General features: G+C 43.4%; 11 protein-coding genes and 1 pseudogene. 7 read left to right on the plus strand and 5 right to left on the minus strand.

Going from position 1 to position 11056, the window contains the following annotated elements:
• Positions 1-391: pseudogene (locus ACTXGO_RS05715) on the minus strand (hypothetical protein); the annotation flags it as partial.
• Between the two features lie 266 nt (positions 392-657).
• Here ACTXGO_RS05715 and ACTXGO_RS05720 point away from each other — a divergent pair.
• Positions 658-1236: a DUF2062 domain-containing protein gene (locus ACTXGO_RS05720; RefSeq protein WP_317198542.1), complete on the plus strand. Its 579-nt coding sequence runs from the start codon at positions 658-660 to the stop codon at positions 1234-1236.
• Between the two features lie 58 nt (positions 1237-1294).
• Here ACTXGO_RS05720 and ACTXGO_RS05725 read toward each other — a convergent pair whose 3' ends face one another.
• The 3 genes from ACTXGO_RS05725 to ACTXGO_RS05735 form a co-directional block, all read right to left on the minus strand.
• On the minus strand, positions 1295-1603 hold the full coding sequence (locus ACTXGO_RS05725) for a hypothetical protein (protein ID WP_317198543.1): 309 nt from the start codon (positions 1601-1603) through the stop codon (positions 1295-1297).
• 72 nt (positions 1604-1675) lie between these two features.
• Positions 1676-2356: a lipoprotein-releasing ABC transporter ATP-binding protein LolD gene (gene lolD, locus ACTXGO_RS05730; RefSeq protein WP_443543396.1), complete on the minus strand. Its 681-nt coding sequence runs from the start codon at positions 2354-2356 to the stop codon at positions 1676-1678.
• Between the two features lie 81 nt (positions 2357-2437).
• The gene (locus ACTXGO_RS05735) at positions 2438-3673 is read right to left on the minus strand and encodes a lipoprotein-releasing ABC transporter permease subunit (RefSeq protein ID WP_443543398.1); all 1236 of its coding nucleotides are present in this window, start codon (positions 3671-3673) and stop codon (positions 2438-2440) included.
• A gap of 464 nt (positions 3674-4137) precedes the next feature.
• Here ACTXGO_RS05735 and ACTXGO_RS05740 point away from each other — a divergent pair, with 464 nt between their 5' ends.
• The gene (locus ACTXGO_RS05740) at positions 4138-5082 is read left to right on the plus strand and encodes a hypothetical protein (RefSeq protein WP_317198546.1); all 945 of its coding nucleotides are present in this window, start codon (positions 4138-4140) and stop codon (positions 5080-5082) included.
• A gap of 119 nt (positions 5083-5201) precedes the next feature.
• On the opposite strand, the gene ACTXGO_RS05745 is transcribed toward ACTXGO_RS05740, so the two are convergent.
• Positions 5202-5591, minus strand: a complete 390-nt coding sequence (locus ACTXGO_RS05745) for an SCP2 sterol-binding domain-containing protein (RefSeq protein WP_443543400.1) — start codon at positions 5589-5591, stop codon at positions 5202-5204.
• 697 nt (positions 5592-6288) lie between these two features.
• On the opposite strand from ACTXGO_RS05745, the gene ccoN reads away from it, so the two are divergent.
• The 5 genes from ccoN to ccoG form a co-directional block, all read left to right on the plus strand.
• Positions 6289-7770 (plus strand): cytochrome-c oxidase, cbb3-type subunit I, encoded by a 1482-nt coding sequence (ccoN, locus tag ACTXGO_RS05750; protein WP_317198548.1) that lies wholly within the window; start codon positions 6289-6291, stop codon positions 7768-7770.
• A 9-nt stretch (positions 7771-7779) separates the two neighbouring features.
• Complete coding sequence (ccoO, locus tag ACTXGO_RS05755) at positions 7780-8418, plus strand: cytochrome-c oxidase, cbb3-type subunit II (protein WP_317198549.1); 639 nt, start codon at positions 7780-7782, stop codon at positions 8416-8418.
• Positions 8418-8600 carry a cbb3-type cytochrome oxidase subunit 3 gene (locus ACTXGO_RS05760; protein WP_317198550.1) on the plus strand — a complete coding sequence of 61 codons (183 nt, stop codon included), beginning with the start codon at positions 8418-8420 and terminating at the stop codon, positions 8598-8600. Before ccoO ends, ACTXGO_RS05760 begins: the two co-directional genes overlap by 1 nt.
• Positions 8597-9751 (plus strand): cytochrome-c oxidase, cbb3-type subunit III, encoded by a 1155-nt coding sequence (gene ccoP / locus ACTXGO_RS05765; protein WP_443573669.1) that lies wholly within the window; start codon positions 8597-8599, stop codon positions 9749-9751. Before ACTXGO_RS05760 ends, ccoP begins: the two co-directional genes overlap by 4 nt.
• Before the next feature lie 340 nt (positions 9752-10091).
• Positions 10092-11056 (plus strand): cytochrome c oxidase accessory protein CcoG (gene ccoG, locus ACTXGO_RS05770; protein ID WP_443573670.1); only part of this gene is annotated, 965 nt, incomplete at its 3' end.

Consider the following 11056-nt stretch of genomic DNA (forward strand, 5'->3'; position numbering starts at 1 on the left):
CGATAGTAACCAGCGCTGACACCCGCATAGAATCAGTAATTTTTGTAGTTTCTGCTTGCTGATACTCATAAGTAGCTTGCAAGGCGCTACCAGCGATAAGTGCTAGGGTAAGCGTTATAGCAAATGAGAAATAAAGCAGATGATAAAAAGGTCTAGCAGGTTTTAAGGATTCTTTATAAGCGAGCAAACTAGCAGTAGAAGAGACAATATGGGTACGGCGGCGCGCAGTTATCAGTAATAAAATAGCGGCAGTGATTAGTAAAAAAGGTACTAATAACGAGGAAGGTAGCACCATAATCGTTAAGGCGCCAACGGGAAATACTGGACTACTGGCAACCGCCAAGACGCCGAGCATTATACTTATAATAAGCGTACCTACCAGCCAATACACTCACGCTCCTTGTTTATGCCGCATTCGCTTATATTTAAGATAAAAAACTTAAGTTGTAGACTCTCTAAGAATAGACATCTGTTAAATATACCGCGCCACGCTATCGCTGTACAATAGCAATTTTTTTTATATTACCCTATACTCGATATCGTGTTAAGGTTATTGGCCTCCTCTTTTATGGGGACAAAACTTATAAGTACATGCCACTACTTTCAGCCTCTCGTTGGACGTTGAGCGGGCTTTAAATAATCATTCAAGGCAAGCCTGTGTCTCAAAAGCGTCTTAAAAACCTGCTACCTACACCAGAAAAGATTTTAGAAAGTCGCACAATGAAGCTATTTGCGCCGCATTTGGCAGATGCACGCTTGTGGCATTTTAATCGTCATAGTTTAAATAAAGCGGTATATATCGGTGTGCTAAGCGCTTTTTTTCCGCTACCTGGTCAGATGCTGCTAGCCTTGATAGGCGCGCTGATATTTCGAGCCAACGTCCCTATGGCGCTTGGTCTGACATGGATTACTAACCCGCTCACTACCCTACCTATATTTTACGCAGGCTATTATATTGGTGCCAAAATTATGGACGTGCCAATGATCAGTCTTCGGCTGATTGGCAGAATGATTGCAGATTTTAGTTTATGGGTATTATCAGATGGTGCAAATCCCTTTGTGACTTACAAGGGATTTGTCTCTTTGCCGGCGTTTTGCTTAGGTCTTACCATATTGGCTATTATCAGCAGTATTATTTGCGGACTAGCCTTCAAAGCAATTTGGCGCTATAAGACGGTTAGTAGTTGGCAAAATCGTCAACGACTTCGAGCGAAAAAGAAAAAAAGAAAGCGTTAAAAAAAAGCGTTGATAGTAACTAACACTCTTTAAAGGTTAGGTCTTAAATGAATTACTCTTAACTTTTTTGCGTGGCGTTAATCGCTTCAATAACAAGATCTGAAAAGTTACTTTCCATAAATAGGACTATCACAACTTCACTATTTTTAGTGAGCGTATAACGCATTCTACCCTCTGTGCTGGTTTGCGCATTCAAGTCGTAATCTACGCCGCCCAAAGTAATGGCGTCAAATACCGCCTTGAGCATCTTTATCTGACTGTCTCTATCCACTGTGTCGTATAGGGTAGGATCTAGATAAGGTCTTATCGGGTCATTGCCTTCTTCTGCACTCCCAAAAGCGGCAATCGGATCATCGTACTTAAACATCGTTATTACTCCTTAACCATCAAAGTCAAATCATACTCATTTACTTGGTCAAATCCTGTTGGACAAAACAGACTAATACGCCTCCCAATGACCGTTACGCAGCAATAGCTGGCGATCAGCGAGCGCCGCAAGATTGCGATCATGAGTAACCATGAGTAGTGCCGTTTGCATAGTGCTTTGTAGCTCTGAGAGCATTCCAAAGACACTTTGCGCATTGTCATAATCTAGATTACCTGTCGGCTCATCAGCGAGTATTAGTGAGGGTTTTGTCACCAAAGCGCGGGCAATAGCAACCCGTTGGCGCTCCCCGCCTGATAGCTCCCCTGGTCTGTGGTTAAGGCGATGATCCAATCCGACATTATTTAATATCTCAATCGCCTGCGCGCGGGCATCAGTGGTTGAGACCTTTGGACGCATCAGTAGCGGCATAGCTACGTTTTCGATCGCCGTAAACTCTGCCAGTAGATGATGAAACTGATAAATAAATCCCAGATGCTGGTTACGCATTGCGCCGCGCTCAGTCTCATTCATCTGATTAAGACACTTACCATGTAACCAGACCTCGCCGCTGGTTGGCGTATCAAGCCCGCCTAATAAATGCAGCAACGTACTCTTACCTGAACCACTGGTACCAACGATAGCGATACGCTCGCCTGCATTGATGGTTAGATCCAGACCCGTCAACACCTGAGTACGTACGGCCCCTTCGTCATATATCTTGCTAATGTTGGTCGCCTCTAAAATGGCAGACATAGCGCTTCCTTTATAATCATTTTTGTCAGGTAATAAATTGATAGATAGTATCAAATTCGTGCGTTACTCAAACGTCAGCTATTACTCATAGCGCAGCGTTTGAGCGGGCTGTATTCTAGCGGCACGGCGCGCAGGATATATCGTTGCCAAAAAGCTTAGGACAAATGATACGCCAGTGATAAGCACCACATCAGTCAAACGAAGCTGCGAGGGCAAGTAATTAATAAAATAGGCGTCAAATAGATTAAGGCCAAAGCTTTGATTAATAAAGCCTAGAATATCACTCACTGTAAGCGCAAATACGACTCCAAGAACCGTTCCTGCTACCGTACCAATCACTCCTATGACGACTCCTTGCACCATAAAGACCTGCGTTATCAGGCGCGGAGAAGCACCAAAGGTTTTGAGGATGGCGATATCAGCTTTTTTGTCAGTGACGAGCATCACAAGACTTGAGACGATATTAAAGGCGGCAACTAAAATGATTAAGAACAGCAGCAGGCCAACCATTGCTTTCTCCATTTGAATGGCACCAAATAGATTGCCATGCGTCTGTGTCCAGTCATTAGGATAGAGCTGATTAGGTGCGATAGCTGCGGCATTTTGCGCAGCAAGTGGTGCATTAAATAGATCGTCAAGCTTCATACGAATACCCTGAGCGCCCTCTGGCAAACGCAGCAACTTGCCTGCATCACCCATTGGAATAAACGCCATCAAGCTGTCGACCTCTGGGCTAATGCTAAAGATACCCGTTAAGGTAAAGCGCTTAAAGCGTGGTATCACGCCTGCTGCAGAAGGTGAGGCTTCTGGCAATACCAGCGTCACTTTGTCGCCTAAGCGCAGGCCTAATGATTGCACCATCTCCTCACCCAAAACGATACTAAAATCACCATTTTTTAGGGTGTCAATGTCGCCTTCAACCATATTATCATTGATAATAGAGACGTTCTTTTCGTAATCAGGCTCGACGCCCGTCACCATGATGCCAGCCACTTGACCGTTTGAGGTCAGCATGCCTTGAAGCTGAATAAAAGGCGCGACAGCGGTAACCTCAGGATCTTCTTCAATTTGATCTGCTAATTGTTCCCAGTTGCCAATCACCTCTGACGAGATAACAGTAGCTTGCGGCACCATACCTAGTATTCGCGTTTTAAGCTCACGATCAAAGCCGTTCATCACAGAGAGCACTGTAATAAGTACTGCCACACCCAAAGTCAGACCGACCATAGATATCAAGGATATAAAGGAGATAAATCGATTACTGCGCTCTGCTCGGGTATACCGCAAGCCAATAAATAACGCTAAAGGACGAAACATAGTTAAACTCTTTATCTTATCTATAGTAGATGGCTTACACTTTAAAATAGCTCAAAGGCTGTCTGACAATTCAAGCGTTATCAAAACAGCCACCAAAAAGTAAGCCCTACTAACAGATAGGGTTTTAGACATACCATTAATGCTGGTCGCCAAAAAATGGCTAGTTTGACACAAATTAGATCATATGTGCCAGTGATTCACATAAACTGCGCGTATTTTTTTGGCAAAAATAAAGGCGATATCATTATTTTTTATGAAGGGCTTGCTATTGGTTATTTTCATACCTATATATTGTATGTTAAGAAGCATTGTATGCTAAGGACGAATTCACCCATTAACAGGACTGAAAAAGCGTGCGCCTATTATGGCTAGGTATTGTTAACCGTTATCGGTCACTTATTTATCCCTATGTAAGCAAGCTTTTATAATCAGATCCTGCGACTGACTACATTTTGAGTACTCTCATGACTATCAACTATCAATATAAAAATGTACAAACCCCCACAAAAGTAACTTTGAGCGATGAGCAAACCGCCGGTCATGGCGACCATTGGCGCATATTAACGGACGATTTAAGCCGTGATGTGCCTGAGTGGCTCCAACTCATGATCGAAAAAGCGACTATGCCAAAGGGTCTCAATGGCAATGCTAGTGCTGAGGACAAATGCTTATTGCTCTCAGAAAACCAGCCCTGCCATATTAATCAAGTGCTCGCCATGCGTGATGGCAAGCCTGAGTGCTTTATTAACGCCTACCCTTGCGTGGACGGTCCTTACGGTCTCAAATGCCGAATCGAGCGTATTATCGTTAACGAAAATACTCAAGATGCAGTGCTAAGGCTGCGCACTGTTGATGGCAGTATTATCTATGCTTTTGATCAGCTCTATACCGCCAACCATCAGCTTTACAAGCAGGACGAGCTTTACTTTGTTAATTTTAGCGCGTGGGCACATGAGATCAGTCCAAGCGAGCAAAGTGAGACTATTTTGGTTGAAGATGTCGATGCTATTCGCTATCACCGCGCTTTTAATGACATTGTCGCCGCCAATGACGGTCAAGTACCAAAAGACGTTCAAGAGCAGATCAAAGAGTGGGAGCCTGAAACCAAAGAGCAGATGGCGCCTATTGAGATCAATTTAGGTCATATGTGTGCATACTTGTTTGGTGATACTTTAGGCCAAGAAGATGAGGCGTGGTGTCAAGGACAAGTACTGGGTAAGCAAGAAACTCATTTTAATGGTCAGTCCATTATTTTGTTTGATGTGGTCATCTTGCGCGAGCAAGACGCTGATCCATTCGTCGTGCGTATTGGCGCTGTAAACACAGAACAGAACAATGCTATTGAAGTCAATGATTACATACAAGCAAATATCTGGCTGCAAGCAGCAATCTACAAAGAAAATCAGTAACTAAAAATTTTTACTACCCACTAGCACTAAAAAAGAGCCTCTAAACATTAGAGGCTCTTTTTTAGTTGGAAGCTTAACTATCATACTTCTATAGTGAACTTACTTTTCAGCCATTGCTCTTAAGCCATAGTAGTCATAGCTTTTACTTTTTTGAACAGCTTTTTTTGCTCAGCGCTTGGACGAGCAGTCTGAACAGCCATAAGCTGCGACATATCGCCTTCAACGCGAATTTTGCCACTCATAAAGGCGCCCATGATCTGGTTCATATCAAACCCTGTGATAATAGATTGCAAGGTCTCGCGATCAAGCAGCAAAGTAGTGGTTGCCTCATCATTAAGACCACGATGTAATAATCCATCGGCAAAGTTAGCTTCGATAACCTCATCACCGTCAGAGACTTTTAGATTAATGACCATGTTAGCGAGTGCTGGCGGCAAGTTAAGCTCACCTGCGTCACGGCCCAATTGCTCAACTTCATCAAACCATGCATCCGTCAAAAAAACTGCCATATTATTATCCTTAATAAGTGCCTCACTGTTTAACCATGTAGGCATTCAAGATTGTTAAAGGGGATGATACTTAGGAGTGACTTGCTTAAAATATAAGCGCTATTCGCTAAACGCCTCTGACTTGTTAAAGTCACGTGACTCTAAGCATCCTATTTTGGTCTTAGACCGTTTTCCATTTCATTATAGTCGGCTAAGCTGCGATAAGTAAAACCCCAACTTGGCACTTATCATAAAATAGTAACAAAAAGTCACGGTAATCGCTGTTCGGTAATTAGTAGCCAAATCATAATTCAAGGGCATAAGCGTTCTTTTAATAATAAGTTGTCTGCAAAATAATTTACCAAAGAGTTTGTATTTTGGGTCACAGTTCTGATGATATTTACTTAATATTGCGTTACAATACCCTTAAACAGAGTCGGGAGTTTTAACCAAACATTACGTAGACGTGATTTTAAGAGTTATGCAAACAGTTAATGATGGTCACCACCCTACTGTTTAGCTTTGATATTTATCTTATCCCCTTTGTCTTGTGTAATGTTCAGTCTTGATCGAGCACCGATATTTTGCGCTTATTACACTAATCCCATGTAAGCGTTTAAGATACTCCCTGTTTTATACGATAAGACCCTACCGCTCAATTTTCTAATGTAGTTATGGTTAATTCTGTTGATAATTTAGGCTGTATAGGAATCATCCCATGAGTTTACAAAACACAGCAATCGCCCCCGTTGATAGTGAGTATGAAATCACTATCGTGCGATTCTTTACGACGATGACCGTCATTTGGGGCATTGTCGGCATGAGCCTTGGTGTATTCATTGCATCACAATTGGCTTGGCCCGCACTCAATTTTGACATTCCATGGCTGACATTTAGCCGATTAAGACCGCTACATACGAATGCGGTCATTTTTGCGTTTGGTGGTTGTGCGCTATTTGCCACGTCCTACTATATTGTTCAGCGCACTTGTAAGACTCGGCTGTTCGCTCCATATTTGGCGTGGTTTACCTTTTGGGGCTGGCAGGCAGTCATTGTTGCTGCTGTCATTACCCTGCCTATGGGTTTAACATCGACTAAAGAGTACGCTGAGCTTGAGTGGCCGATTGATATCTTAATCGCTTTAGTATGGATATCTTATGCCATCGTCTTCTTCGGTACTTTGATTAAGCGTAAGACGTCACATATCTATGTGGCGAACTGGTTCTTTGCTGCGTTTATTATTACTATTGCGCTACTACACATTGTCAACAGTATGGCAATCCCTGTCGGCGCCTTTAAGTCTTATTCGCTATATGGCGGTGCTACCGATGCGATGGTACAGTGGTGGTATGGTCATAACGCGGTTGGTTTTTATCTAACAGCAGCCTTTTTGGGCATGATGTACTACTTTGTACCGGTACAGATTGGTCGTCCTATCTACTCGTATCGCTTGTCTATTGTGCATTTCTGGGCTTTGATTGCAGCATACATGTGGGCAGGTGGTCATCATCTTCATTACTCTGCGCTTCCAGATTGGACGCAGTCGCTGGCGATGGTCTTCTCAATTATTCTATTCGCGCCATCATGGGGCGGTATGATTAACGGCGTATTAACGCTATCAGGTAGCTGGGACAAGCTGCGTACCGATCCGATCATTCGCTTTATGATTGTGGCGTTATCCTTTTATGCGATGTCGACCTTTGAAGGTCCGATGATGTCTATTAAGACAGTGAACGCTTTGTCGCATAATACCGATTGGACTATTGGTCACGTGCATTCAGGAGCTCTTGGCTGGGTCGGTATGATTACAATCGGCTCACTATATGTGCTACTTCCACGTATTTATAACAAGCCTAAGATGTATTCAATCAGTTTGATTACCACGCATTTTTGGTTAGCGACTGCAGGTACTATCTTTTATATCGTCTCTATGTGGATATCAGGTATCGGTCAAGGCATGATGTGGCTTGCAACCAACCCTGATGGAACACTGGTATATAGCTTTGTTGATACGGTTGAGTTCTCGCATTATCCTTACATAGGTCGTGCTTTTGGTGGTCTGCTCTATGTATCAGGTATGTTCATCATGGCTTATAACGTCTATCGCACTATTAAGATGCCAGAAGGTAAGCCTGTAATGCTCGCTGATCCTACAGATCATAATCCTAGTGTTGATGAACCACAGACCGCTAAAGTATAAGGAGCAATCATGGCTGGTACACCGCATGAAATTATTGAAAAAAACACAGGTTTGCTCGTTATCGGTATCGTCATCGCAATCAGCTTTGCAACGCTTGTTGAGATCGTACCCTTAATATATGACTATAAACCTGCTGAAGAAGGCGGGGTGAACAAGCCTCTGCCTGCAATGGAACCTTGGACAGCGCTTGAGTTTGAAGGTCGGGATATCTATATCCGTGAAGGCTGTCATGTGTGCCATACGCAAATGGTACGTCCATTACGCGCTGAAGTTGAGCGCTATGGTCCCTACTCGCGCGCGGCTGAATCGACGTGGGATCACCCTTTTCTTTGGGGATCAAAACGTACGGGGCCAGATTTAGCACGAGTGGGTGGACGTTATTCTGAAGATTGGCAAAAGCAGCATCTAATCGCGCCCAGATCTTTAGTTCCTGAGTCTGTTATGCCAGGTTTCCCTTGGCTTGCAACGAGTGAAGTTGATGGCGCTAAAGTTCAGAGCAAAATGCAATTGTTCCGTGATCGTTTCGGTGTTCCTTATACGCAAGAGGACATCGATGGCGCGCCAGATGCGGTACTTGGTGCCACTGAGCTTGATGCTTTAGTTGCTTACTTGCAGCAGCTCGGTACTGCAATGGAAGGACAGCGCTAATGGGTATTGGTGATTTACAAATATTTGCAACGGTAGCTGCTTTCATCGCTTTTATAGGCGTTGCATGGTGGGCGTATTCACCAAAAAATAAAAAACGCTTCGAAGAAGATGCACAACTTGCGCTTGATGACGAGCATATTCAATCTTTGTCTGATGAGCAGCGCAATAAGGATAAACCATGACATTTTTTTGGAGTTCTTGGATAACCATACTTAGTATTGGGTGCTGGGTTTTCATTCTTGGGGTATTATTATTTGTACTTAAGTACAAACCTGATGTAGAAGAAGACGGTACAACCGGTCATGAGTACGACGGTATTCGAGAATATGACAAAGCGCTGCCAAAATGGTGGCTGGTAATATTTTTTGGCTCTATTGTTTGGGGCGTGGCTTACTGGATATTTTTTCCAGCCATCTTGCCGTCGCATTGGAATGGCGTTGCTACTGTTGAAGTCGATGGCGAAACGGTTCCTTGGACGTCAAAGAACGAGCTTTTTAGCGAGCTTGAAGAGAATGATAGAATCTTTACCAGTAACTTTGAGCAAACTATCTTAGCTAGAGCTGGTGCAACAGAGGCGACGACTATACTCAATGAGCTGAGCGAATTGCAGACGACTATGCGTCGTAGTGAGAATCCACCAGCGGATATTCAAACCCGTATTGATGAGAAGGTTGCCCAGCTTGCGCCAGCCGTAGAGAAGCTATCACAAGATCCAAATGCACTCAAAGTAGGTAGCCGTCTATTTTTGCAAAACTGCTCTGTCTGTCATGGTTCTAATGCTAAAGGTGCTAGAGGCTATCCTAACTTAACAGACAATGATTGGTTATATGGTGGCGGTGCTGATCATATTCTTACAACGCTACACAATGGCCGCGTGGGTGGTATGACTGCATGGCGTGATCAGCTTGGTGAGGAAGGCATACGTGCAGTAGCTGAATATGTACTTTCTTTATCTCCAAACAATGGCAGTACTAGTAACGGTGAGCTTGATCAAACTCTAGTTGCTCAGGGTGAGAGTATCTTTAAAGAGCCTACTAACTGCGTACTGTGTCATGGACCTGAAGGTAAGGGCATGATTTCAACGGGCGCGCCGAACTTGACTGATAATATATGGTTGTACGGCGGTGAGCGCGAAACGGTTCGTGATACCCTACGCTATGGTCGTGCAGGCGTTATGCCTGAATGGGAAACTAAGCTTGGTAATGAGCGTATTATGCTATTGTCAGCCTACGTATATTCACTGTCTGACAGAAGTAATGCAGCTGTGCCTATGACTGCTACTGCTACTGCTACTAATAGTCAAAACAACGCACAAGCAACTGTAGCTAATTAAGCATATTATTATAGACTGAGCTTTAGACGTTTATTGTATAAATGGATGAACACCAAAAGGGAGAACTGTTATTGCAGCTCTCCTTTTTTATATTTTTTTATATACCTGTATTTAGCGTTGTGATGTCGTTAGTTTTTCAATCATTACTTTTTAATGCTGCGATAAGCGATTGTTTTTTTTGATTATCTCCCCATTTATAGTAGGGGTAATGATAAAATATCTGTTATCGGTAGCCTGTTTTTTAGCGAGCACAATCGAGGTTTTAAACCCGTACTTATTGAGCGGCGCTATACATAGCTATTATGGCTCATAGTAGACTGATTCTTTTGAGAGGCATGTCATGTCAGAATCGCAATCTAATAAAATCCCTATCAAACAAATTGACCTAGATGCGACCAAACAGCGTGTCCATACTCGGTTTGTGACAGGGTTTTATCAAAATATTCGCGTCGCTAGTATGTACTTTTTTTTGGCGTTGTTTTTATTGTTGCCGTGGCTGCGTTATGATGGGCGGCAAGCGATTTGGTTTGATGTACCCTCTCAGCATTATTATATCTTTGGTATGACGTTTTTGACCCAAGATTTTTACTTTATCGCCGCTTTTGCATTAATTGCTGCGTTTACTTTGTTTATGGTCACCGTATTTGCAGGGCGTGTATGGTGCGGCTATGCTTGTCCACAGACTATTTGGACACATTTGTACCAGCATATCGAAAAATGGGTCATTGGCGATCGTAATAAGCGTATCAAGTTCGATAAAGCCCCAATGAGTCCAACCAAAGTGTTTAAGCGTAGTTTAGTGTATTTGATTTGGTTCATTCTCTCTGTTATCACTGCAGCCACCTTTGTCAGTTATGTCGCTGGTACTGAGTATATTTTTGGTAGTTGGCAGATGCTAGGGTTTATCCCTTTTCCTGATTGGCCGACTTGGATATGGGTATCGATGTTTATCTTTACCTTCGCCACCTATGCCAATGCAGGCTATATGCGTGAGCAGATGTGTATCCAGATCTGCCCTTATGGCCGTTTTCAGAGCGTCATGTTCGACAAAGATACTTTGATTGTCTCCTATGATTACGAGCGCGGCGAACCACGTGGTCCACGTAAAAAGGGCACCAATCCTGACCATCTAGGCGACTGTATTGAATGTACTATGTGTGTACAGGTCTGCCCAACAGGTATCGATATTAGAGACGGTCTGCAGGTGGCTTGCATCCAGTGCGCCGCTTGCGTCGATGCTTGTAACGAGATCATGGACAAAGTCGGTTATCCGCGTGGCCTAATCCGCTATACTACTGAGCGCCA

The organism is Psychrobacter sp. T6-1 (genome assembly GCF_052258445.1).

Coding starts and splice junctions, on each gene's coding strand:
- ACTXGO_RS05725 (WP_317198543.1), bottom strand. CDS start 1,603: ATGTTTAAGTACGATGATCCGATTGCCGCTTTTGGGAGTGCAGAAGAA.
- lolD (WP_443543396.1), bottom strand. CDS start 2,356: ATGTCTGCCATTTTAGAGGCGACCAACATTAGCAAGATATATGACGAA.
- ACTXGO_RS05735 (WP_443543398.1), bottom strand. CDS start 3,673: ATGTTTCGTCCTTTAGCGTTATTTATTGGCTTGCGGTATACCCGAGCA.
- ACTXGO_RS05740 (WP_317198546.1), top strand. CDS start 4,138: ATGACTATCAACTATCAATATAAAAATGTACAAACCCCCACAAAAGTA.
- ACTXGO_RS05745 (WP_443543400.1), bottom strand. CDS start 5,591: ATGGCAGTTTTTTTGACGGATGCATGGTTTGATGAAGTTGAGCAATTG.
- ccoN (WP_317198548.1), top strand. CDS start 6,289: ATGAGTTTACAAAACACAGCAATCGCCCCCGTTGATAGTGAGTATGAA.
- ccoO (WP_317198549.1), top strand. CDS start 7,780: ATGGCTGGTACACCGCATGAAATTATTGAAAAAAACACAGGTTTGCTC.
- ACTXGO_RS05760 (WP_317198550.1), top strand. CDS start 8,418: ATGGGTATTGGTGATTTACAAATATTTGCAACGGTAGCTGCTTTCATC.
- ccoP (WP_443573669.1), top strand. CDS start 8,597: ATGACATTTTTTTGGAGTTCTTGGATAACCATACTTAGTATTGGGTGC.